This is a genomic window from Salinirubellus litoreus (assembly GCF_037335815.1).
GTDB lineage: Archaea > Halobacteriota > Halobacteria > Halobacteriales > Haloarculaceae > Salinirubellus > Salinirubellus litoreus.
Genome location: NZ_CP147841.1, coordinates 3158254 through 3180178, shown reverse-complemented (window position 1 = coordinate 3180178; position 21925 = coordinate 3158254). Strand labels below are relative to the sequence as shown.

The 21925-nt window shown below is 70.4% G+C and carries 21 protein-coding genes; 11 read left to right on the top strand and 10 right to left on the bottom strand.

Features of this window, described 5'->3' with window-relative positions:
- Positions 1 to 68: 68 nt before the first annotated feature.
- Both WDJ58_RS15890 and WDJ58_RS15885 read right to left on the bottom strand, forming a co-directional pair.
- Positions 69 to 1046 (bottom strand): aldo/keto reductase, encoded by a 978-nt coding sequence (locus tag WDJ58_RS15890; protein WP_338914255.1) that lies wholly within the window; start codon positions 1044 to 1046, stop codon positions 69 to 71.
- A gap of 60 nt (positions 1047 to 1106) precedes the next feature.
- Entirely contained in the window at positions 1107 to 1856 is a 750-nt protein-coding gene (locus tag WDJ58_RS15885; protein WP_338914254.1) for an SDR family oxidoreductase, read from the bottom strand.
- Between the two features lie 95 nt (positions 1857 to 1951).
- On the opposite strand from WDJ58_RS15885, the gene WDJ58_RS15880 reads away from it, so the two are divergent.
- The 3 genes from WDJ58_RS15880 to WDJ58_RS15870 all read left to right on the top strand — a co-directional run bounded on the left by WDJ58_RS15880 (position 1952) and on the right by WDJ58_RS15870 (position 4871).
- Positions 1952 to 2854, top strand: coding sequence for a dihydrodipicolinate synthase family protein (locus WDJ58_RS15880; RefSeq protein WP_338914253.1), 903 nt, complete (start codon positions 1952 to 1954; stop codon positions 2852 to 2854).
- Between the two features lie 98 nt (positions 2855 to 2952).
- Positions 2953 to 4176 (top strand): enolase C-terminal domain-like protein, encoded by a 1224-nt coding sequence (locus WDJ58_RS15875; RefSeq protein WP_338914252.1) that lies wholly within the window; start codon positions 2953 to 2955, stop codon positions 4174 to 4176.
- A 2-nt stretch (positions 4177 to 4178) separates the two neighbouring features.
- Positions 4179 to 4871, top strand: a complete 693-nt coding sequence (locus WDJ58_RS15870; protein WP_338914251.1) for a haloacid dehalogenase type II — start codon at positions 4179 to 4181, stop codon at positions 4869 to 4871.
- 60 nt (positions 4872 to 4931) lie between these two features.
- Here the strand turns inward: WDJ58_RS15870 and WDJ58_RS15865 are convergent, their stop codons facing one another.
- A complete protein-coding gene (locus tag WDJ58_RS15865; protein ID WP_338914250.1) occupies positions 4932 to 5705 on the bottom strand; it encodes an SDR family NAD(P)-dependent oxidoreductase in 774 nt (257 codons plus the stop codon).
- Between the two features lie 72 nt (positions 5706 to 5777).
- On the bottom strand, positions 5778 to 6836 hold the full coding sequence (locus WDJ58_RS15860; protein WP_338914249.1) for an isocitrate/isopropylmalate dehydrogenase family protein: 1059 nt from the start codon (positions 6834 to 6836) through the stop codon (positions 5778 to 5780).
- A 272-nt stretch (positions 6837 to 7108) separates the two neighbouring features.
- Here WDJ58_RS15860 and WDJ58_RS15855 point away from each other — a divergent pair, with 272 nt between their 5' ends.
- Positions 7109 to 7894 (top strand): SDR family NAD(P)-dependent oxidoreductase, encoded by a 786-nt coding sequence (locus WDJ58_RS15855; protein WP_338914248.1) that lies wholly within the window; start codon positions 7109 to 7111, stop codon positions 7892 to 7894.
- A 20-nt stretch (positions 7895 to 7914) separates the two neighbouring features.
- Here WDJ58_RS15855 and WDJ58_RS15850 read toward each other — a convergent pair whose 3' ends face one another.
- Both WDJ58_RS15850 and WDJ58_RS15845 read right to left on the bottom strand, forming a co-directional pair.
- Positions 7915 to 8250, bottom strand: a complete 336-nt coding sequence (locus tag WDJ58_RS15850; RefSeq protein ID WP_338914247.1) for an AzlD domain-containing protein — start codon at positions 8248 to 8250, stop codon at positions 7915 to 7917.
- A complete protein-coding gene (locus WDJ58_RS15845; RefSeq protein ID WP_338914246.1) occupies positions 8251 to 8934 on the bottom strand; it encodes an AzlC family ABC transporter permease in 684 nt (227 codons plus the stop codon).
- Between the two features lie 95 nt (positions 8935 to 9029).
- Here WDJ58_RS15845 and WDJ58_RS15840 point away from each other — a divergent pair, with 95 nt between their 5' ends.
- A complete protein-coding gene (locus WDJ58_RS15840; protein ID WP_338914245.1) occupies positions 9030 to 10421 on the top strand; it encodes an FAD-binding oxidoreductase in 1392 nt (463 codons plus the stop codon).
- A 585-nt stretch (positions 10422 to 11006) separates the two neighbouring features.
- On the top strand, positions 11007 to 12110 hold the full coding sequence (locus WDJ58_RS15835) for an Ldh family oxidoreductase (protein WP_338914244.1): 1104 nt from the start codon (positions 11007 to 11009) through the stop codon (positions 12108 to 12110).
- A 3-nt stretch (positions 12111 to 12113) separates the two neighbouring features.
- Here WDJ58_RS15835 and lhgO read toward each other — a convergent pair whose 3' ends face one another.
- The 3 genes from lhgO to WDJ58_RS15820 all read right to left on the bottom strand — a co-directional run bounded on the left by lhgO (position 12114) and on the right by WDJ58_RS15820 (position 15426).
- Entirely contained in the window at positions 12114 to 13316 is a 1203-nt protein-coding gene (gene lhgO, locus WDJ58_RS15830; RefSeq protein WP_338914243.1) for an L-2-hydroxyglutarate oxidase, read from the bottom strand.
- A 116-nt stretch (positions 13317 to 13432) separates the two neighbouring features.
- Positions 13433 to 14155, bottom strand: coding sequence for a fumarylacetoacetate hydrolase family protein (locus WDJ58_RS15825; protein WP_338914242.1), 723 nt, complete (start codon positions 14153 to 14155; stop codon positions 13433 to 13435).
- A 59-nt stretch (positions 14156 to 14214) separates the two neighbouring features.
- On the bottom strand, positions 14215 to 15426 hold the full coding sequence (locus WDJ58_RS15820) for an MFS transporter (RefSeq protein ID WP_338914241.1): 1212 nt from the start codon (positions 15424 to 15426) through the stop codon (positions 14215 to 14217).
- A gap of 128 nt (positions 15427 to 15554) precedes the next feature.
- Between WDJ58_RS15820 and WDJ58_RS15815 the strand changes: the two genes are divergently transcribed.
- On the top strand, positions 15555 to 16775 hold the full coding sequence (locus tag WDJ58_RS15815) for an MFS transporter (RefSeq protein ID WP_338914240.1): 1221 nt from the start codon (positions 15555 to 15557) through the stop codon (positions 16773 to 16775).
- A 48-nt stretch (positions 16776 to 16823) separates the two neighbouring features.
- On the opposite strand, the gene WDJ58_RS15810 is transcribed toward WDJ58_RS15815, so the two are convergent.
- On the bottom strand, positions 16824 to 17978 hold the full coding sequence (locus WDJ58_RS15810; protein WP_338914239.1) for an enolase C-terminal domain-like protein: 1155 nt from the start codon (positions 17976 to 17978) through the stop codon (positions 16824 to 16826).
- Positions 17979 to 18078: 100 nt separating this feature from the next.
- Here WDJ58_RS15810 and WDJ58_RS15805 point away from each other — a divergent pair, with 100 nt between their 5' ends.
- From WDJ58_RS15805 to WDJ58_RS15790, 4 genes are all read left to right on the top strand, one after another.
- Positions 18079 to 19044 carry a D-2-hydroxyacid dehydrogenase gene (locus WDJ58_RS15805; RefSeq protein ID WP_338914238.1) on the top strand — a complete coding sequence of 322 codons (966 nt, stop codon included), beginning with the start codon at positions 18079 to 18081 and terminating at the stop codon, positions 19042 to 19044.
- Between the two features lie 93 nt (positions 19045 to 19137).
- Complete coding sequence (locus WDJ58_RS15800; protein ID WP_338914237.1) at positions 19138 to 20007, top strand: SMP-30/gluconolactonase/LRE family protein; 870 nt, start codon at positions 19138 to 19140, stop codon at positions 20005 to 20007.
- Between the two features lie 11 nt (positions 20008 to 20018).
- A complete protein-coding gene (locus WDJ58_RS15795; RefSeq protein ID WP_338914236.1) occupies positions 20019 to 20993 on the top strand; it encodes a D-2-hydroxyacid dehydrogenase in 975 nt (324 codons plus the stop codon).
- Between the two features lie 26 nt (positions 20994 to 21019).
- Positions 21020 to 21922 carry a DMT family transporter gene (locus tag WDJ58_RS15790; protein ID WP_338914235.1) on the top strand — a complete coding sequence of 301 codons (903 nt, stop codon included), beginning with the start codon at positions 21020 to 21022 and terminating at the stop codon, positions 21920 to 21922.
- Positions 21923 to 21925: the final 3 nt, after the last annotated feature.

Genomic DNA, 21925 nt, shown 5'->3' with positions numbered 1-21925 from the left:
AAAAACCTGCCCTCGGGCGGCGGATCCCCGCCCACATCCGTCGACAGCCGCTCCCGACCGCTCCCGGACTACTCGTGGCCGACGACCTCGACCGGGCCGTACGGTTCTTCGAGGTAGTCCTGATCCGACTCGGAGAGGTCGATCCCGAGTGCCTCGACGGCCTCCTCGAGGTGTTCGACGCTGGTGGTGCCGACGATGGGTGCGTCGACGGCCTCCTGGTGGAGCAGCCACGCGAGGGCGATCTGGGCCATCGAGACGCCCCTTTCGTCGGCTAACTCCTCGACCCGTTCGTTGATCTCGTCGCCCCCGTTGGCCCGGTACGCCGCGACGCGCTCGTCCATGAGTCCGTCCGACCGGCCCCGGGTCGTCGCCTCCAGTTCCTCGTGGGGTCGGGCGAGGTAGCCCCGGGCGAGCGGCGACCACGGGATCGCGCCGACGCCCTCCTTCCGGCAGAGCGGATGCATCTCGCGCTCCTCCTCGCGGTAGGCCAGGTTGTAGTGGTCCTGCATGGTTGCGAACCGCTCCGTGCCGAGCCGGTCGGCGGTGTGGAGCGCGTCGGCGAACTGGCGGGCCCACATCGAACTCCCCCCGAGATAGCGGACCTGGCCCCGGCGGACCGCGTCGTCGAGCGCCCGGAGGGTCTCCGTGATGGGCGTGTCGTCGTCCCACCGGTGGGTCTGGTAGAGGTCGACCGTATCCATTCGTAACCTGTCGAGGCTCCCCGCGAGCTGCTGCTCGATCGTCTTTCTCGACAGCCCGCCCGAGTTCGGGTCGGTCTCGTCCATCGGGAAGTAGACCTTGGTGGCGACGACCAGTTCGTCCCGATCGTACTCGGCGAGGACGTTCCCGAGGATCCGCTCGGACTCGCCCTGCGAGTAGACGTTCGCCGTGTCGAAGAAGTTGACCCCGAGGTCGATCGCCCGCTCGATGATCTCCCGGCTCCCCTCCTCGTCGAGCATCCACTCCGCCCCGTTCCCGAAGCTGTTACACCCGAGGGCGATCCGCGAGACGGTCGTCCCCGTCGATCCCAGCGTCGTGTACTCCATGGGCGGGGCGCGCGCCGTCGACGCAAAAGGGTTGGGCCGCGGGTGGGCGGGGTTCCGGGTTCAGTCCCGCCGGAACTCGTCGAACTTGTCGCGCCGGTAGTACCCCACTTCGGCGACGACGTTCGGGGGCTCCTGCTTCGCGGCGAAGACGACGGCCTCCGCGACGTCCTCGGGCTGGGCGGCGTTGTCGTGGTCGAACCGCTCGTGGGCCGGCCGGTCGTCCTGGATGCCGATCTCCGTGATGACCTCGGTCGGGTTGACGACGGTGATACCGATATCGTCGAGGCCGAGGTCGCCGGCGAGGCTCTGTGCGAACCCCTGGAGCCACCACTTCGAGCCGGCGTAGACCGCCTGTCCGGGCCGGGGGTACTTCCCCGCGAAGCTCCCGACGTAGACAAGCGACCCCGACGACTCGCGCAGGTGCGGGATGACCGCTCGGGTGACGAAGAACGTCCCGTCGACGTTGACGCCCATCACCTGGCGGAACTTCTCGGTCGAGAGGTCCTCTACGTCGCCCATGCGGTTGATACCGGCGTTGCTCACCACGACGTCGAGTCCGTCGAACGTCTCGGCGGCCTCCTCGACGGCCTCCTCGACCTGCCCGTCGTCCGAGACGTCCGTCGGGAGGACGAGCGTCTCGACGCCGTGCTCGTCCTCGATCTCCGCTGCGAGGTCGGTCAGTCGCTCCTCGCGCCGCGCGACGAGCGCGACGTCAGCGCCCTCGCGGGCGAGGAGTCGGGCCGTCGCCTCACCGATGCCGGCGCTCGCCCCGGTGACGAACGCCGTTCGTTCCGCTAGTTCCGCTGGCATGACGCTCGGGTCATGGACGGCGGGGGTAATATAGCCCGCCGCGGGCCGCCGGACCTAGACTTATTAGCCGGTGTGTCGAGGGCCCCCTCGGAACCATGCCAGAACTCGAAGGGGTCGTCCCGCCGGTCGTGACGCCGTTCGACGACGCGGGCGACATCGACGAGGCGGCCCTGCGAGAGGAGCTTCGATACCACCTGAACGCCGGCGTCGCGGGCGTCGCCGTGGCAGGTAGTACCGGCGAGGGCAACGCGCTGTCGGTCGACGAGCACGACCTGATCTACCGGACCGCGGTCGAGGAGGCGGACGGCGATATGCCGGTCGTCGCGGGCGTCATCTCCACGAACGCGCGCGACGCGACCGAGAAGGCGCGCCTGGCGCGGGATGCCGGTGCGGACTACGTCATGGCGACGCCGCCGCACTACGAACGACCGACCGACCAGGGGCTCGTCGACTACTTCGCGGCCATCGGCGAAGTCGACCTTCCCATACTCATCTACGACGTCATCGAGAAGGTGGACGTGACGGCGGAACTCGCCGCGCGCATCGCCGAGGAGGTACCCGCGCTGTACGGTATCAAGCAGAGCGGCGGGGACATGCACGGGCTGGCGAACATGCTCACGACGGTCGGCGACGACCTGTGTGTGATGAGCGCCCTCGACGACCTGCTCTACCCGTCGTACGCGCTCGGGGCCGACGGGACGATCGGCGGCGTCACCTCCATGTACCCGCGGGTCAGCGTCGACCTCTGGGACGCGGTCCAGTCCGGCGACCACGACCGCGCCCGGACGATCCACGAGGCGACCCTGCCGCTCGCCCGGCAGGCGGTCTGGGCGCGAGACGGCAACTACCCGGGGAGCGTCAAGGCGGCCATCGACCTGCTCGGCCGCGAAGCGGGCCACCCCCGGAACCCGATCCGCCTCCCCGACGAGGCGGAGCGCGGGCGACTCGCCGAAGCCATCGAGGCGATGCGCGACCGCGGAGTGTACGAGAACGACTGATCGGATCCCCGATGTGGATAGCCGAGCCTTCTGGTGGTGTCACGTGCGACGCAGTGACGACCGGTAGAGTTACGGTCGGGCGTGAGGGGTGACCTCACATGCGTATCACTGACATGGGGGTGATCCCGGTGGCCCACCGGGAGCCACCCCTCCGGAACTCCTGGGGCGCGCACACCGAACTGGCCGCGAGGACCGTCGTCCGTCTCACGACCGCGGACGGCGAGGTCGGCGTCGCCGAGACGTACGGGGACGACGCGGTCATCGGTGCGCTCGAACGCGCACGGGGACAGGTCGAGGGGATGAACCCCTACGACCGACGGGCGCTCGAACTCCGGCTCCAGGACCCGATGGCCTACGGGGCGATCGACACGGCAATCGTCGACCTCCTCGGACGCGAGACGGGCCAGCCCGCGTGCGAGATAATCGGCGGACGGGTGCGGGATCGAGTCGAGTTCTCGGGCTACCTGTTCTACAAGTACGCCGACTCCGACCCCGACACCGCGGCCATCGCGCCCGAGGAGGTCGGCTCGCCCGAGGCGATGGTCGAGGAGGCCCGTCAGTTCGTCGACCACGGCGGCTTCCGCGTGCTGAAACTGAAGGGTGGCGTCCTCCCACCCGAGGAGGAACTCGAAACGCTCGATCTGCTCGCCGAGGAGTTCCCCGACGCACCCCTCCGTATCGACCCGAACGGGACCTGGAGCGTCGAGACCGCCATCCGTATCGCCCGCCGGCTCCGCGATTCCGACCTGCACGTCCAGTTCCTCGAGGACCCGGTTCCGACGATGCACGCCCACTCGCGGCTCAAGGACCAGGTCGACTTCCCCGTCGCCACGAATATGTACGTCGTCGAGTTCGACGAGATCGCGCCGGCGGTGGAGGCCGACGCCGTCGACGTCATCCTGAGCGACCACCACTACTGGGGCGGCATGTCGGGGAACCTCCGGCTCGACACCGTCGCACGGGCGTTCGACCTCGGCGTCGGGATGCACTCGAACTCGCATCTCGGGATCAGCATGGCCGCGATGACCCACGTCGCCGCCGCGATGCCGACCCTCCGGTACGCGTGTGACAGCCACTACCCCTGGATGGCCGACGACGTCGTGACCGACCCGCTGGAGTTCGAGGACGGCCACGTCGAGGTACCCGACGACCCCGGACTCGGGATCGAGATCGACGAGGGAGAGCTCGAACGGATGCACCAGCGCTACCGGGAGGAGGAGACGCTCGCGTACTCGTCGGTCGAATCGATGGCCGCGGAGTACGCCGACGCGGAGACGGAGGTCGGACGGAGCGACTGGTTGCCGAACAAGCCGAGGTGGTAGCGATGGCGTCCGAGTTCGACCCCGACGCCGTCGAGACGATCACGCTCGACTCGTTCACGACCCTCGTCGACGTCCACGGCCCCACCCGGGAGGCGCTCGCCGAGCACGTCGAGGACCCGGATCCCGTCGCGACCCTCTGGCGCTCGCGGGCCGTCGACTACCGGATGGTCGCCACGTTCCTCGACCGGTACGAACCCTACCGGCAGACGACCCGCGAGGCCCTCGAGTACGCGCTGGCCGTCCACGGCCACGACCTCCCCGACTCTGCGGTCGACGAGGTCGTCTCGACGTTCGACGAGCTCCCCGTGTTCGACGACGTCCACGAGAGCATCGCCCGCCTCGTCGACGCCGGCTACGACGTGGCTATCCTCTCGAACGGCGAGCCCGATCTGCTCGCCTCTATCGTCGAGCGGGCCGGCATCGAGGACCTGCTTTCGGGAGTGGTGAGCGCCGACGAGATACGGGCCTACAAGCCGTCCCCCGCGATCTACGAGCACGGGGCCGAGCGGACCGACACGCCCCTCGAGAACCTCGCCCACGCCGCGACCCCGTGGTACGACGTCTACGGCGCGATGGGCGCGGGTGCGCAGGCGATCTGGGTGAATCGACGCGGCCGGCCGTGGGACGCCTTCGACGGCGAGCCGTCGCTGATCGTCGACTCGCTCGCAGCGCTGGCCGACGCGTTCGACGCGTAGCGAGGTCGAGCGAAGCGAGACCTCGAAGGCGGGCGGCGGGCGGGGGGCGGCGCGAGCCGGTCAGTACCAGACGGTCCCGCCGTCGACGTTGACGTCCTGTGCGGTGACGTGTCGCCCGCGCTCGCTCGCCAGGTAGGCGACCATCCCGGCGACGTCCGCGGGTTCGACGAGCCGTCCGAGCGCGGCGTCCTCGGAGAACACCCGCTCTTTGGCCTCCTCGAAGGAGATGCCCTGGGAGTCGGCCTGGCCCTGGATGACCCGCTCGATGCGGTCGCCGCGGGTCGCCCCCGGGCAGATCGCGTTCACGGTCACGTCGTCGTCGCCGAGTTCGAAGGCGAGTGTCCGGGTGAGACCGATCACGCCCATCTTCGAGGCGGTGTACGGCGTCCGGTTCGCGAGGGGCCGCTTGCCGCTGATCGAGCCGATATTGATAACGCTCCCTTGCTCGCTCGCTCGGAGTTGCGGGGAGGCGTGCTTGGCACACAGGAACGGCCCGAGGACGTTCACGTCCATCGTCTTCTGCCACTCCTCTACGGTGACCTCCTCGACGGGCTTCGTCGGACCGGCGATGCCGGCGTTGTTGACGAGGCAGTCGAGGCCCCCGAACCGTTCGACCGTCGCTTCGATGGCACTCTCGACCGACCCCTCGTCGGTGACGTCGGTCTCGACGGTCAGCGTTCGGTCGTCGTCGTCGATCATCCCCTCGGTCTCGTAGATGCCGTCCCCCCGCGCGGCGAGGACGACGTTCGCCCCCTCGTCGGCGAGTTCGGTGGCGATGACGCGGCCGATACCCTGGCTGGCACCCGTGACGAACGCCGTGATTCCGTCGAGCATGGCAGTCGCTCGACGCGGGAGCGGATAGGTGTTCTGTAGCCGGCCGTTCCCGACCGACCGACGAGCCTCACCTCACAGCCGCTCGCGCACCGACTCGGCGACCGATTCGGTTTCGGCCTCCCCGTCGAGATCCGGCGTCCGCGGGGCGTCGGGATCGGCGAGGTGCGCCTCGACGGCTCCCCGGAGCGCCTCGGCCGCCGTCCCCTCGTCGAGGTCGTCGAGCATGAGCGCCACGCTCAGGATCGTCGCGAGCGGGTTGGCGATCCCCTGCCCGGCGATGTCGGGTGCGCTCCCGTGGACCGGCTCGAACATCCCGGGAACGTCGTCGACGTCGGGGTTGAGGTTCGCCGAGGGGGCCAGCCCGAGCCCGCCCGTGACGGCTGCGGTGAGATCTGTGAGGATGTCACCGAACAGGTTCGAGGAGACGACGACGTCGAACTCCTCGGGTCGGAGTGCGAGGTCCATGTTCGCCGCGTCGACGAACAGGTGTTCGAGCTCCACCTCGGGGTAGTCGTCGGCGACCTCCTCGACCACCTCGTCCCAGAACACCGGGCCGTAGGGGAGCGCGTTCGACTTCGTGACGTTCGTGACCTTCTGATCCCTGTCGAGTGCGGCCTCGAAGGCGGCGCGGGCGATCCGCTCGACGCCGTCGTGGGTGAACACCGCCGTCTGGAGCGCCATCTCGGTCTTTCCGCCGCGGGCGAGTCGCCCCCCGATGTCGACGTACTCCCCCTCCGTGTTCTCGCGGTACCACTCGATATCGATGTCGCCGCCGTCGTAGCCCGCGAGCGGCGTCGGTGCCCCCTCGTAGAGTCGTGCCGGCCGGAGGTTGACGTAGTGGTCGAACGCCTTGCGGATGACGAGGTGGCCCTCCGTGGAGCTGACGTGGTCGGGAACCCGCGGGTCGCCCATCGCACCGAGGAGGACGGCGTCGTGTGGCCGCAACTGCTCGGACGCGTCCTCGGGGATCATCTCGCCCTCTTCGATGTAGCGGTCGCTCCCCCAGCCGTACCGGGTGAACTCGACGCCGAAGTCGTGATGCTCGCCGAGGTCCCGTAACACCGGGACCGCGGCGTCAACCACTTCCGGGCCGATGCCGTCGCCGGGGAGTAACGCGATGTCGTGAGTCACGCCCGGAGGTCCCCGGGGGAGGACATAAACGCTCGGCCGGGGTGACGGGTTGCGAACAGGCGGTGGCGGCTTCCGCGAGCCATGGGACGTGCCACCGCGCTCCCGCGAGACGTCCCGTGACGACGGTCAGGTCACGGGGTCGGTGGTCCCGTCATCGAACTTGAACCTGTGGAGCGGCGTATCGGGCACTCGGCTGGGTTCACGTCGGGGTCACCTGCGGGTTCCGCTCGGGGCCGCCGAAGAGCTATGACACGGGCGTGTCACGCTGGGACATGGGTAGCGCCAACTTCGACTTCGAAGGGGAGGTCGTCCTCGTCACGGGGGCGGGTTCGGGCATCGGGCGGGAGGTCGCCCGCCGGTTCGGCGAATCGGGCGCGGCCGTCGTCGTCGCCGACGTCCGCGAGACGCCGCGTGACGAGGGCGAGACGACCCCGACCCACGAGCTGATCGCGGAGGCGGGCGGGGAGGCCGCGTACGTCGAGACCGACGTGACCGACCCCGATGCGCTCGTCACGGCAGTCGACCGCGCAGAGGCGTTCGGCGGCCTCGACGTGATGGTGAACAACGCGGGGATCCACGTCTCGGGGACGATACGCGAGATCTCCCCCGAGTCGTTCGACCGTATCCACGCGGTCAACGTCCGCGGGACGTTCTTCGGGACGCAGGCGGCCGCCGACGCGATGGCCGAGCGCGGCGAGGGCGGCGCGATACTCAACATGGCCTCGATCAGTTCCACGCAGTCGAAGCCGGGACAGGTCGCCTACGAGTCGACGAAGGGAGCGATACGCATGATCACGAAGGGTGCGGCGGTCGACCTCGCCCCGGAGATCCGGGTGAACGCGCTCGCGCCCGGACGCATCGCCACGGAGTTCGGCGGCATCGGCGCGTCGGAGAAGGCCCGGCTGGTGGCCGAAGGCGAGGGGTCGAAGCCGATCCCGCTCGGCCGGGCCGGTCACCCCGCCGACGTCGCCGGGGCCGCGCTGTTCCTCGCGAGCGACGAGGCGGCGTACGTCACCGGCGAACTCCTCTACGTCGACGGCGGATACAGCGCGATCTGAGGAGGTGTCGGAGCGGACGCTCAGACCGCCCGCACGACGACGAGGACGGCCATCCCGACGGCGATGGTCGCGACGAGGTTCCCGGTCAGCCGGGCGACGACGACGGCGGCGAGGGCGGCGAGGAGTTTGCCGACGTCGGGCGAGAGCGAGAGGATCGCCTCCAGCGGGAACACGGCCGGGAGTGCGATGGCCGCGAACACCGCCGGCGGGACGAACTCCAGCGCGCGCTCGGCGCGCGGCGGGATCGTGCCGAGCCGATCGAGCAGGAGGAGAAAGGAGAGCCGGAACGCGAGTGACCCCGCGCCGACGAGGACGACGAGCCCCCAGACGAGCGCGTCGTCGGTCGCGCCGACCATCTATTCGACCCCCCCGTCGGCGAGGAGGCCGGCACCGACGCCGCAGGCCGCCGCGACGAGCAGGCCGGCGTTGAGCGGGAGGTTCGCCCCACCGACGGCGATCCCTCCGCCGACCGCAGCGGCGACGAGCGCCGGGACGTCGTCCAGAGCCGGGACCAACAGCCCGATGAAGATGAGCGGGACGACGAACTCGAACGGGACGCCCTCGGGGATGCTCGTCCCCAGGAAGACGCCGGCGACGGTGCCGGCCTGCCAGCCGACCCAGGTCACGATCCCGGCACCGAGGTAGTACCACCGGCGGTCGATGTCGGCGTCGCGCTCGAACGCCGTGACCGAGAGGGCGTAGACGACGTCGACGAGCAGGACGCCGACGAACCAGCGCCAGGCGGTCGGGAGCCGACGGAAGTACGAGGCGATGGAGGCGCTGAGCATGGCGAACCGGAGGTTGACGACGAGACCGGTGACGGTGACGACGAGGAACGGCGTGTCGCGGGCGAGCAGGTCGACGACCGCGAGCTGTGCGGCACCGCCGTAGACGGTCACCGACATGCCGAGCGCCTGCGGGACGGAGAGCCCCGAGGAGATCATCGCCGCGCCGACCACGAGGCCGAACGGCGCGACCCCGACCAGGAGGGGGGCCATGTCGGTCGCGCCGGCCCGGAGGTCAGAGGGTAACGTGCGCACGAACGGGTCGGCGACTCCGCCGGCCATCAAGCTTCGTATCCTCGTCCGGCGTCGTGCATGACAACCGTTATCGGGACCCCGTCCGAGGCAGGGCCATGAGCGAGCAGACCCCCGAAGGGTACGACTGTCGGTTCCTGTCCGAGGTCGTGACCGAGGGACGGGTGAGTTTCGCGGAGGGCCAGCGCGAGCAGTTCAGGGCGGACGCCAGCCCACACGAGGGGCCCCTCCCCGACGCGGTGGTCTGGCCGGGATCGACGGAGGAGGTCTCGCGGGTCCTCGCGGGTGCGAACGATCGCGGCGTCCCCGTGACACCCTGGAGCGGTGGGTCGAGCCTCGAGGGCAACCCGATCCCCGTCGACGCCGGCATCGTCCTGAACACCTACGAGATGGACGGCGTCTCGGTGCGGCCCGACGACCTGCAGGCCACCGTCGGCCCCGGTATCGTCTACGACGACCTCAACGACGAACTGGTGGGTCACGGGCTCCGGTTCGCCCCGGGCATCTCCAGCGGCGACGTGGCGACCATCGGCGGGATGATCGCCAACAACGCCAGCGGGTTCAACGCCGTCCGTTACGGGGAGACCCGCGATCACGTCCTCAGGCTCGAAGTGGTGCTCCCGGACGGCCGCGTCATCGAGTGCGGACGGAACGTCATCAAGACCTCCGCGGGGTACAGCCTCAAGGACCTCTTCATCGGGAGCGAGGGTACCCTGGGTGTGGTCACGGAGGCGACGCTCTCGCTCGAGGGGATCCCGCGGTACAAGCGGGCGGCGCTCGTCACGTTCGAGTCGGCCCGGGAGGCGAGCCAGGCCGTCTCCGACACCATCCGCTTCGGCGCGAAGCCGGGGGCGATCGAGTTCCTGGACAGGGGGACGGTCGAGATGGTCAACCAGTACAGCGACACCGGCCTGGCCGAGTCGCCGACGCTGATCATCGAACTCCACGGCGACAACTCGGGGATCGACGAGGACGTCGAGTTCGTCCGGGGCATCTGCGAGGACAACGGCGCGACCGGGTGGGAGTCCGCGGGCGAGGACGAGATGGACGAGATCTGGCAGGCCCGACGGGACGTCTACCACGCCACGAAGAACTACCGCGAGGAGTGGGACATCGCGGTCGTCGGCGACGTCGTGGTCCCCATCTCGAAGTATCCCGACATCGTCGCGCGGGTCGAGTCGGAGGCCGAGACGATGGGCATCTTCTGCCCGGCGGTCGGCCACGCCGGCGACGGCAACCTCCACTACACTCCCCTGGTCGACACGGACGACGACGCGGCCATCAAGCGCGCGCTCGAACTCAACGACCGCATCGTGAGCGCGGCCATCGAGATGGGCGGAACGGCGACGGGAGAACACGGCGTCGGCATCGGCAAGCGGAAGTTCATGGATCAGGAGCACGCCGCCGGAGTCGACCTCATGCGGGGGATCAAGGACCTGATCGACCCGAACGGGATCATGAACCCCGGGAAGGTCGTCCCCGAGGAGTAGGGTGGTCCGAACGGAGTGAGGACCACCTTCATCCGAACGGCGAGTGGAGCGAGCCGTGAGGAGTAGCGAGGCGCGACCGTAGGGAGCGCCTCGGAAAAGCGAGCGGTGAACGAAGTGAACCGCGAGCAGTAGCGCGGCCTCCCTACGTTCGGCCGCGGACGGACGAACGGCGAGGGACCGGAGGTCCCTCGGACCGTGCGAGCGGGCAGAGCCCGCGAACAGACGGGGAGCGGAGCGAGCCGTGAGGAGCGATGCGACGACCCGTGAGCAGTAGGGTGGTCCGAGCGAAGCGAGGCCGACCAGCGGGAGGCCTCGATGGTGAACGGCGAGTGGAGCGAGCCGTGAACCCAGGAAGCGAGGACCACCTTCACCCGAACGGCGAGAGCGGGACGAGATCGGATGGGAGCGTCCCAAAACGCGAGCGAGGAACGGAGTGACCCGCGAGCGAAGCGAGCCGTGAATCCAGGGAACGAGGACCACTGACACCCGAACGGGGAGCAAAGCGACTCGTGAGGGGTCCGCCCGAGCGATCGAGACCGATCCGTGATCACCAGTCTATTTATGCCACCCCGAGAGGGGAGCGCCATGAGCAAGAGACGCATCCCTGCGGAGGAGCTCGAACCGTTCGCGAGAGATATCGTCGCCGCCTACGGCGCGTCGGGCGAGGCGGCCGAGCAGGTCGCGGAGTCGCTCGTCGCCGCCGACCTGCGGGGCCACCGCTCACACGGGACCATTCGGCTGCCGATGCTGTACCGTCGGATGCTCGACGTCGACGAGATCGATCCCACCGCGACCCCCGAGGTAGTGGGTGAGATGGGTGCGACCGCGCAGGTCGACGGCCACAAGGCCTTCGGCCAGGTCGTCGGGCGGCACGCGGTCGACGCCGCGACCGAGCGGGCGGCCGAACACGGGGTCGCGGCCGTCGGCGTCCGGAACGGGGCCCACCTCGGGCGCATCGGGGAGTGGGCCGAGCGCGCCGCCGACCGGGGGTTCGTCTTCGCCGCCTGGGTCAACACCGGCGGGCTCGCCCCCCTGGTGAGCATCCCCGGGAGCGGCGACCGCCGGATCGCCACGAACCCCCTCGCCTTCGGGACGCCCTCGTTCGGCGCACTCGACTTCCCGGTCGTCCTCGACATGGCAACGAGCCAGGTCGCCCACGGGAAGGTCACAAAGCGCGCTGTCGAGGGCGAACCCCTCCCCGAGGGCTGGGCCGTCGGCGAGGACGGCGAGTACGTCACCGACGCCTCGTCGTACGAGGAGGGCGAGGGTGCGATACTACCGCTCGGCGGGCTCACGTCGGGCTACAAGGGGTTCGGTCTCGCGGCGATGGTCGAACTGTTCGCGGGGATGCTCGGCGACTCGCTCGTGGCCGGGCAGGACGCCGAGGGCGTCGTCAACAACGCGGCCGCGTTCGTCGCCATCGACCCCGACCGGTTCGCCTCGGAGGAGGCCAACCGCGCACGGGTCGAGGCGTTCGCCGAGAACATCGCCTCGGCCGACTTCCCCGAGGAGATTCCGGCCGGCGACGCCGCCCGCGGCGACCGGGCGCTGCTGCCCGGCGAGTCCGAACACCGCATGCGGACCGAGCGGGAGGCCGAGGGAATCCCCGTCGCCGAGGAGACGATCGACCTGTTCGTCGACCTCGCCGAGGCGCTCGGGGTCGAGGAGACACCCGCCTCGTTCGAATAGCGTTCAGAGCCGCTCGGCGACCTGCTCGGCGACGTGTTCGCCGAACGGGAGCGACGAGGTGAGCCCCGGTGAGACCGCGTTGAGCACGTGCGTCGAGCGCGCCCCGTGTTCGAACACCGGGTCCTTGACGAGCTGTCCGTCGTCGCTCACCAGTTGTGCGCGGATGCCGGCGTAGCTCCGCGCGAAGTCCTCCTCGCGCACCCCCGGGACGAGCTTCCGCGATGCCTCGACGAACCGCTCCTTCCGGTAGGACTTTCCTAATTCGTCGACCGCGACGCCGAGCATCTTCCGCGAGGCGACGAGCCGCCAGAACCCCTCGTAGCCGAGCGTCTCCTTCAGCTCCCCGAGATCGAAGTCGGTGTTCCGGTAGGCCTCGCGTCCGAACGCGAGCACCGCGTTCGGGCCCACGATGACCTTCCCGTCCGTCCGCCGCGTGTAGTGGACGCCCAGGAACGGTAGCTCGGGGTCCGGCGTCGGGTAGATCATGGTCCGACAGATGTCCCGGCGCTCGGGTACGAGCTCGTAGTACTCCCCGCGGAACGGGACGACCTGCATGTCGTGCCCGACGCCGACCTGCTGTGCCAGCCGGTCGGCGTACAGGCCGGCGGCGTTCACGACGTAGTCGGCGGTCAGTCTCCCGTTGGACGTCTCGATCCGGTGCCCGCCGGCCACCTCGTCGAGGCACTCGACCTCGTGCCCCATGTAGAACGTCGTGCCCTGGCTTGACACCTCGCGCGCCAGCGTGTAGACGTACTGCTGGGAGTCGACCGAGGCCGCCTCCGGACAGTACAGCGCCGCGATGCCAGCCGCGTGGGGCTCGTGTTCGCGGAGCTCGTCGCCGTCGATGATCGAGGCCTCGACGCCGTTCGCCTCGGCCTGCTCGTCGAGGTCGTCGAGGCGCTCGACCTCGGCGTCGTCGGTCGCCGCCACGACGACGCCGAACTCCTCGAGCGGGATGCCGTTCTCCCGGCAGTAGGACTTCATCCGGCTCGTCCCCTCGGTGGCGAAGCGGGCCTTGAGCGATCCGGGCGGGTAGTTGAACCCCGGGTGGAGTACCCCCGAGTTACGCCCGCTCTGGTGCTCCGCGAGGTGGTACTCCTTCTCGATCACGCAGACGTCCAGGGTGCTGTCGCGTTCGAGGAGATGCTTCGCTACCGACAGGCCGACGCACCCGCCCCCGATGACGGCGACGTCGTGGTCTGACATACTGCTACGGCTCAGTCACGTGGGGACTTGACGGTTGCGTCATGTCGGCACGAGCCGTCCGCTCGACGGCGCTGATCACCGACCGTGTCGGCGAGTTCGGCTGGCCGACTACGGGATCACTCCGGCGAGCCGAGCGTGTTCCGGAGCGTGCCGATCCCCTCGTATGTCACGGCGATCTCGTCGCCGGGCTCGAACGGCCCCGGGTTGGCGGGGCTCCCGAACGCGATCACGTCGCCCGGCCGGAGGGTGAACCGCTCGGAGAGGAACGAGATCACCTCGTCCGGCGGGTGGTTCATCTCGCCCGTGTTGGCCTGCTGGCGGAGCTCACCCTCGATCCGCGTTTCGATATCGAGGTCGGTCGGATCCACGTCCGTCGCGATGCAGGGGCCGAGCGGCGCGGCCGCGTCGAACGCCTTGCGCATCGAGATACGCGGCTGGTCCTTCGCATCCACGTCGTTCATGATGGTGTATCCGCGCACCACGTCGGCCACCTCGTCCCGTGGGACGTCCCTGCACTCGGTCCCGATCACCGCCGCGAGCTCCCCGGCGTAGCCGATCTCCCCGGAGAACGACGGGTACGGGATGGTCGCCTCGGGCGGGTGGACGGACACCGGCGGTTTGAGGAAGAACTCCACACCTCCCGGGTCCTCGAACTCGTTCTCCTCGATGTACGACCCGTAGTTTCGGGCGGCGCAGTAGAACACCGGTGGTTCGACCGGCGCGAGCAGTTCGACGTCCCCGTCGGCGAGATCGTGCGTCTCCCCGTCGGCGGTGACGCTCTCGTCGTCGTACTCCCCGGTGACCACTCCGTCCGGCGTGCGGACCCTCGCGGTGCGCATGGTGGTCGGGCCTCGACGCTCTGCGGGTTAGTCCTTCGGGTGGCCGGTGTGCATCCGGACTACTCGTTCCCCCGACGGCGACCGGGCTCCGGCAGCAGGTACGCCAGCCCGAGCCCCACGAGTCCGACCAGTCCGCCGTAGCCGAAGGCGGGGAGGAACGAGCCGGTCGCGTCGATGAGCGCGCCGGCGACGAGCGGCGCGGTGAACGATCCGACCGCCCCCGCCGCGGTGACGGTGGCGACGGCGGTTCCGGCGATCGACGGCTCGACGAGTTCGCCGGCCGCGGTGAACAGCACGCCGACGGCGAGCTGGACGAAGAACCCCGCCAGCAGGAGTACGAGGAGCGCCGTCGCGAGCGTCGAGACGCCCGCGAGCGCCGCGAGCAGCGGGAGCGGGACGAGAAACGAGAGCGCGACCACGGGCCGGCGACGGCCGCCGAACAGCCGGTCGGAGACGACGCCCCCGCCGGTCCGCGAGAGGACGCCGACGGCGGGTAGCACCGCGACGACGAGGCCGCCGGTTGCGAGCGTGGCACCCAGCTCCTCGGCCAGGTAGGTCGGGGTCCAGCTGTTGAGCAGGACGTAGACGGACATCGCCGCGAACGCCGTCGGGGCGAGGACGCGGACGCTCGATATCGAGAGTACGTCTCCGAGGGACCCGGAGTCCACCACTTCGGGCCGAGCATCGTCGGCTCCTGTCCGGGCGTTCGTGCTCCCGAACCAGAACACCGCCAGGGGGAAGCCCGCGAGTAGGGCGTAGACGGCGAAGATCGCGGTCCAGTCGACCGCCGCCACGAGCGGCCCAGTGAGGTGACCGAGCGCGAACCCGGCGGGTGAAGCGGCGGTGAACAGACCGACGGCGGTCGCACGGCGTTCCGCCTCGAATGCGGCACCGATGACCGTGACGCCGGCGTTCCAGACGACGATACTGGCGGTACCGCCGAGCAGCCGCGAGGCGACCAGCGAGGCGTAGTCACCGCTCGCCGCGCTCGCGGTCCCCCACAGACCGGCAGCGACGAGCCCGGCGGCCGCCAGCCCGAGCAGATTCCGGGCCCCGAATCGGTCGAGTGCGACCCCCGCGGGAACGCTCGAGACGATCTGTGCGGCGAAGACGGCGCTCACCACCCACCCCGCGGCCGTCGCGTCGATGTCGAGGCCCCGTCGGACCAGCGGGAGGACGCTCGCCGGGACGATGATGTAGGCGTTCGACAGCGCGGAGAGGGCGACCAGCGGGAGCACCAGAACCCACTCCTCTCGCGCCACGTCTCTCACGGGCTACGTCCGGCGTGGGGTGCTGATAACCGTTCGGTGTGCTTCTCGTGTCCGATACCCGTGCCCGGATTCCACCCCACCTCACGGCCGTCATACAGAGTCAAGTACCGGTCGGGTGCAGGGTGACCGTGGGCGAACACGCACAGGCCACGGGGACGGACCGGGAACGACTGCTGACAGGCTACACCGGCCGACTCCTGCTTCTGGTCTCCGCGGGCACGACCGTGGTGATGACGACCCGGCTGGTGCTCGCGCCGGTCCTCCCGCGGGTGATCGAGGACCTGGGGATCTCGCCGGGGCTCGCCGGTGTCGCGCTCTCCGTCATGTGGGCGATGGTCGCCCTCTGCCGGTACCCCGGCGGGCGGCTGGCCGACCGGCTCTCCCGCAAGACCGTCCTCGCCGCGGGCCTCGTGGGAGCCACCGCCGGTGCCGCGCTCATGCTCGGGGCGCGCACCTACTGGACGTTCCTGCTCGCCGCGGCCGTCCTCGGCGTCGGTATCGGGCTCTGGCTGCCGGCCGCGGTCGTGTCGGTCTCGGACCTGTTCGTCGAGCGCCGCGGGCAGGCCTACGGCGTCTACGAGGCGTTCTTCAACCTCGGCGGCGTCGCCGCCGCGGGGACCGCCCTGCTCGTCCCGGCCGTCCTCGGGTGGCGAGACGGCTACCTCGTGATGGCCGCCCTGCTGGTGGTCGTCGCCGTGCTGCTCCACTACTGGAGCGAGGAGTCGTACGACCTCGACGTCCCGGCGCTCGGGCTGGAGGAGACCGTCCGTCGGGTGTTCGCGACCCGCCGCATCCGCCGGCTGGTCGTCGCCTTCGCCCTCCTCGCGTTCGCCAACGAGGGGGCCATCGCCTTCCTCCCGACGTTCCTCCAGGTCGAGAAGGGGCTGGCACCGGCGCTCGCCAGCAACGCGTTCGCGGCGTTCTTCGTCGTCGGGATGCTGGTCAATCCCCTCGCCGGCGGACTCGGCGACCGCTTCGGCCCGCTCCGCGTGGCGACGACGGCCGGGCTCGTGAGCGCCGCCGGCGTCGGCCTGCTCGTCCTCGCCGAGGGTCCGACAGTCGCACTCGCCGGGGTCGCCGTCCTCGCCGTCGGCCTCACGGCGAACTGGCCGGTCATGCTCGCCCACCTGATGGACGCGGTCCCCTCCTCCAGTGTCGGCGGTGACTTCGGTGCGGTCGGGACCGTCTTCATCGCCGTCGGGAGCCTCGGGCCGGGATACGTCGGGCTGGTCGCCGAACGAGCGGGGTTCGGGACAGCGTTCGTCGGGCTCGCCATCTGTCTGGTCGCGTACGCCGGCGTCACGTCCTGGCTCGTCCGCACGCACGGCCCCGGATCGGTCGGCCACTGAGGGGCCTGCCAACCTTCCGATGAGTGCGACCACCCCCGTGACGGCCGCCTATCCGCCGAAGACGGTGTGCCCGGTTCGACGCTCCTCGACGAACTCCCAGTCGATCTCGACACCGAGGCCCGGTCCCTCGGGGACGCGTATCGTCCCGTCGTCGTCGAGCGACTCGGGCTCGCCCTCGAACCCCTGGTCGTGGAGCCAGTCGACCTCGGGGTGTAGCAGTCCGTGCTCGAAGTAGCTCGAGTTCCGCATCGCGCTCATCGCGTGGGCGTGGGCCGGCCCGCCGAGCAGGAGCTCGACGTCGAGTCCGAAGCTCTCGACGGTGTTCGCGGCCTTCATGACGCCCGTGATCCCGCCGTCGAGGTGCGCGCTGGAGCGGACGAAGTCCAGGGCCTCGTCCCGCAGGTGGTCGGCGGTCCCGTACGGCCCCGTCCGGACGTGTTCGAGACCGATCACCGGCGTCTCGAGTTCCTCGACCAGCTTCCGGACCATCGAGCCGCTCACCCCGCCGTCGCAGAGCGGGTCCTCGTACCAGAAGAAGTCGAGGTCGTCGACCGCCCGGCCCACCTCGATCGCGTCGGCGTAGGTCCGGTATAGGCTCGAGGAGTCGATCATCAGGTCCATCTCGCCGCCGACCCGCTCGTCGAGCGCCTCGCAGATGGCGATGTCGAACTCGGGCCGGGAGTCGGGGTGGCCGTGGAACTTGAACCCATCGTAGCCCCGGTCGAGACACGCCTCGGCGTAGTCGGCGAACGCTTCCGGAGTATCGAGCCCGTCTGCCTCCTCGTCGACGAAGAACGTCGAGGCGTACGTGGGGAGGCGCTCGCGGTAGCCACCGAGGAGGGTCGAGACGCTCGCACCGTGGTGCTTGCCCGCGAGGTCCCACAGCGCGACGTCGATCGGCCCGAGGCCGAGGTGGTCGGTGTGCCGGAGCGCCCGCCAGAGCTCCGTCCAGATACCCTCCCGTTCGAGGGGATCGCGCCCGAGCAGGTGCTCCTCGGCGACCATCCCGATCTGGGCGACCATCGGCGGCGTGAACGCGAACCCGCGGTAGTTCCCTTCCGTCCCGTCGGCGGTTCGGATCGTCAGGACGAACCCCGGAGGCTCGCGCCGCGCGTCCGGGTCGTACACCCAGTTGCCGCCGGCGGACCCGACGCCGGGGAGGTCGTACTCGAACTCGTGGATCTCCACCTCGCTGATGCGCATCGGCACACCCACGGGATCGGCTCACAAAACCGTTGGGCCGAGGCGGGGCCCGCCCCGCCGGGGCCAAGGTTGATCTCCCCCTCGCGAGTTCTCCCGTTCGATGCCACGACAGCCGACGACCGTACTGCTCCACACTGCCGCGAGCAGTCACTGGACCGACGCCGACGCGCTCGCCGCGGCGGTGCGGAACCGGCTCCCCGACCTCGACCTGCGGGTGGCGAGGACGCCCGCCGAGTCGCGGGAACTGATCGCGGACGCCGAGGTCGCCCTCTCGGCGTGGCTCCCGTCGGCGGCTTTCGCCGCCGCGGAGGACCTGAAGTGGGTCCAGGCGCTCAGCGCCGGCGTCGACTTCTACGACCACGACGCGCTGGCGGAGGCCGGGATCGTCCTGACGACCGCGGCGGGCGTCCACGCCCAGCCCATCGCCGAACAGGTTCTGGGGTATCTCCTCCTGTTCGAGCGCGAGATCCTCCGGGGGATCCGCCAGCAGGAGACGGGACAGTGGCTCCGCTACGAGGGTGGGGAGCTCCGCGAGAAGACCCTCGGAGTGGTCGGCGTGGGAGCGATCGGGAGTCGCGTGGCGGAACTCGCCTCCGCGCTCGGGATGAGCGTCGTCGGAACGAAGCGCGACACGAGCACCGCCCCCGACGCTGTCGACGAGATCCTCGCGCCCGACGGCCTCCACGGGGTGCTCTCGCGGGCCGACTACGTCGTCGTCGCCTGCCCGCTCACCGACGAGACCCGCGGTCTGGTCGGCCGCGAGGAACTCGGGATCATGGACGACGACGCCGTCCTCGTCAACGTCGCCCGCGGCCCCATCGTCGAGGAGGACGCGCTCGTCGACGCGCTCAGACAGAGAGTCATCCGGGGGGCCGCACTCGACGTGTTCGAGGCGGAGCCCCTCGAACCCGACTCGCCGCTGTGGGACCTCCCGAACGTCGTCGTCACGCCGCACATGGCCGGGTCGACGCCGCACAAGGAACACCGCCTCGCGGACCTGTTCGCGTCGAACCTCGAGGCCTTCGTCGAGGGGGACGCGGACGCGATGGAGAACCGCGTCGTGTGAGCGGCGGCCGGGAGGTCGGACCCGACTCGCGGACCTGCCCGACGGCCGCGGATCGGACGCACGTTTATATTGCGAGGGGTGACACTCCTCCCCATGAGCTGGGAGTTCGAGCCCGTGGCGGGTCCGTACGAGTTCACCGAGGGACCGGTCTGGGACGGCGGCGGCGTGCTGTTCACCGACATCCCGAACAGTCGGGTGTTGCGCTACGACGCCGGGACGGGCGAGACGGCCGTCCATCACGAGGGGACGAACGCGGCCAACGGGCTCAAACTGGGTCCCGACGGGGCGCTCTACGCCTGCGAGATGGAGGGTCGACGGGTCGCCCGCTACACCGACGAGGGCGCGGAGACCGTCGTCGACGAGTACGAGGGCGGGCGGTTCAACAGCCCGAACGACCTCGCGTTCGACTCCGAGGGGCGCCTGTGGTTCACCGACCCGTTCTACGCCACCGGCTGGCTCGACGCCGAGACCCACGGGTTCGACCTCGACCACCGCTCGGTCTACCGCGTCGACCCCACCGACCCGGACACCCTCACCCGGATGACGGACGACACGACGAACCCGAACGGGCTGTTAGTCTCGCCGGACGACGACTACCTCTACGTCGCCCAGAGCGACTACGACGGCGACCGCGAACTCCGTGCCTACCCCATCGAGGGCGAGGACGTCGGCGAGTACGAGGTGCTCCACAACTTCTACCCCCACCGGGGGATCGACGGGATGTGCCTCGACGAGGAGGGGAACGTCGTCGCGACGGCGGGCTACGACGAGGGCGGCCCGGGGCCGATGCTGTACGTCTTCACCCCGGAGGGACGGGTCCTGGAGACCCACCCGATCGACGTCCCGCGGCCCACAAACTGCTGTTTCGGCGGCGAGGACCTCGAGACGATCTACGTCACCGGCAGTTCGGGCCACCTCCACCGGGCCGAGACCGACCGTCGGGGTCTGCTGGGCGTGCCCTGAACCGACCCGCCGTGCCGACCGTCCTCGTCCACCCCGGCCTGCCGCTGGGGCTCGACGGCTCGCGCCTCCGTAACGCCCGCGAGGACCTCGCGGTCGAGCGTCCCGACGACGAGGCCGTCTTCCGCGAAGCCGTCCCCGGTGCGGACGTCCTCCTCCTCTCGAACGAGTCGTGGGACGACGCCTACCTCGACGGGCTCGTTCGGGGGAACTGGGTCCAGAGCATGAGCGCCGGGAACGACACCGTCCCCCTGGAGGCGCTCCGCGACCGCCGCGTGACTTTCTCCCGTGGGACCGTCCACGGGTCGGCGGTCGCCGAACACGCCCTCGCGCTGGCGCTCTCGGTCCTCCGTGGCCTCCCGACGTTCCGCGACCGCCAGTGCGAGCGCGAGTGGGACCGCCCGCTCGGTGCGGGGCTGGGTTCGCTCGCCGGCCGGACCCTGACCGTCGTCGGGCTCGGCGAGATCGGCGAGGCCATCGCCCGGCGTGCGCTCGCCTTCGAGGCGCGGGTCGTCGGCGTCACCCGCCGTCCGGAGGCGTACGACGGCCGACTGGAGTCCGGAGCGGTCCACCCGCCCGACGCGCTCCTCGACGTCCTCGGAGCGACCGACGTGCTCGTCCTCGCGTGTCCGCTCACCGACGAGACCGAGGGGATGATCGACACGAGGGCGCTCGACGCACTCCCCGAGACCGCCGTGCTGGTGAACGTCGCCCGGGGACCGGTCGTCGAGGAGGAGGCGCTCGTCGATGCGCTGCGGGAGAACGAACTCGCGGGCGCTGGACTGGACGTCTTCGAGGAGGAGCCGCTCCCCGAGGAGTCGCCGCTGTGGGATCTCGACGAGGCGCTCCTGACGCCGCACGTCGCGGTCCACTCGCGGTGGTACGCCGACCGGGTGATCGAGCGGTTCCTCGGGAGCTACGACCGGTGGTATCGAGGAGAGTCACCGCACGGGACCGTCGTCGAGGGCGAGGGGCACCGAACCGGTTAAACGCGTCCCCCGAAAGAGTCGACCGGATGGCCGCGAGCGCCGGCCCGGAGGTGTTCCTGTTCTCGGGAGCCGCGGCGCTGTTCCTCGGTCTCGGGCCGGCGATCTCGAAGCGTGGGCTCTCGATGGGCGGGACCTGGATGCAGGCCGTCCTCCTCGTCCTCGGCGTCCGGACCTCCCTGTTCTGGGTCGCCCTCGTCGGACTCGCCGGCACCGACCCGTTCGCCGGCCTCTCGCCGTTCGTCGCGGGCGTGTTCGTCCTCGGCGGCGTCCTCGCCTCGGGGATCGGCCGGATCGTCTTCGCCATCGGCATCGACCGGATCGGGTCGAGCCTGAGCAACGCGTTCACCAACACGCGGCCGCTGTTCGCCGTCCTGATGGCGGTCGTGTGGCTCGGCGAGACCGTCACGCCCGGGATGACCGCGGGCGTCCTCGTGCTGGTCTTCGGGCTCGCGGTCCTCTCGCTCTCTCGCGGCGGCGACCTCTCGGGGTGGAAGCGGTCGGACCTGGTCTTCCCCCTGCTCGCCGCGGTGGTCTTCGCCGCCGGCAACGTCGTCCGCCGGTTCGGGTTCACGATCTCGCCGGTGACGAGCCTCCAGGCGGTGACGGTGGGCGAGACGGCCGCCCTCGTCTCGATGGTCGCGTTCGCGGCCGCGACCGGACGGCTGGGGGCCGACGGCGCGCCCCGACGGGCGTTCGGCTACTTCGCGCTCAACGGTGTCACTGCCGCCGTCGGGCTGCTCGCCGTGTTCGTCGCCCTCCGGGCCGGCCCGGTCTCCATCGTCGACCCCGTCACCGCGACCGCGCCGCTCGTCACCACGGCCGTCGCGGCGCTCGTCCTCCGGGACGTAGAGCGGGTCACCCCCCGCCTCGCCGCGGGCGTCGTCCTCGTGGTCGGGGGCGTGGCGCTGCTGACCGCGACCGCCGTCTGAACC

What these genes read in the sequence shown, in the direction of transcription:
- WDJ58_RS15825 (WP_338914242.1), bottom strand. Translation starts at nt 14,155, where the DNA reads ATGCGCACCGCGAGGGTCCGCACGCCGGACGGAGTGGTCACCGGGGAG.
- WDJ58_RS15875 (WP_338914252.1), top strand. Translation starts at nt 2,953, where the DNA reads ATGCGTATCACTGACATGGGGGTGATCCCGGTGGCCCACCGGGAGCCA.
- WDJ58_RS15805 (WP_338914238.1), top strand. Translation starts at nt 18,079, where the DNA reads ATGCCACGACAGCCGACGACCGTACTGCTCCACACTGCCGCGAGCAGT.
- WDJ58_RS15840 (WP_338914245.1), top strand. Translation starts at nt 9,030, where the DNA reads ATGAGCGAGCAGACCCCCGAAGGGTACGACTGTCGGTTCCTGTCCGAG.
- WDJ58_RS15800 (WP_338914237.1), top strand. Translation starts at nt 19,138, where the DNA reads ATGAGCTGGGAGTTCGAGCCCGTGGCGGGTCCGTACGAGTTCACCGAG.
- WDJ58_RS15850 (WP_338914247.1), bottom strand. Translation starts at nt 8,250, where the DNA reads ATGGTCGGCGCGACCGACGACGCGCTCGTCTGGGGGCTCGTCGTCCTC.
- WDJ58_RS15870 (WP_338914251.1), top strand. Translation starts at nt 4,179, where the DNA reads ATGGCGTCCGAGTTCGACCCCGACGCCGTCGAGACGATCACGCTCGAC.
- WDJ58_RS15865 (WP_338914250.1), bottom strand. Translation starts at nt 5,705, where the DNA reads ATGCTCGACGGAATCACGGCGTTCGTCACGGGTGCCAGCCAGGGTATC.
- WDJ58_RS15810 (WP_338914239.1), bottom strand. Translation starts at nt 17,978, where the DNA reads ATGCGCATCAGCGAGGTGGAGATCCACGAGTTCGAGTACGACCTCCCC.
- WDJ58_RS15885 (WP_338914254.1), bottom strand. Translation starts at nt 1,856, where the DNA reads ATGCCAGCGGAACTAGCGGAACGAACGGCGTTCGTCACCGGGGCGAGC.
- WDJ58_RS15890 (WP_338914255.1), bottom strand. Translation starts at nt 1,046, where the DNA reads ATGGAGTACACGACGCTGGGATCGACGGGGACGACCGTCTCGCGGATC.
- WDJ58_RS15880 (WP_338914253.1), top strand. Translation starts at nt 1,952, where the DNA reads ATGCCAGAACTCGAAGGGGTCGTCCCGCCGGTCGTGACGCCGTTCGAC.
- WDJ58_RS15855 (WP_338914248.1), top strand. Translation starts at nt 7,109, where the DNA reads ATGGGTAGCGCCAACTTCGACTTCGAAGGGGAGGTCGTCCTCGTCACG.
- WDJ58_RS15790 (WP_338914235.1), top strand. Translation starts at nt 21,020, where the DNA reads ATGGCCGCGAGCGCCGGCCCGGAGGTGTTCCTGTTCTCGGGAGCCGCG.
- WDJ58_RS15835 (WP_338914244.1), top strand. Translation starts at nt 11,007, where the DNA reads ATGAGCAAGAGACGCATCCCTGCGGAGGAGCTCGAACCGTTCGCGAGA.
- lhgO (WP_338914243.1), bottom strand. Translation starts at nt 13,316, where the DNA reads ATGTCAGACCACGACGTCGCCGTCATCGGGGGCGGGTGCGTCGGCCTG.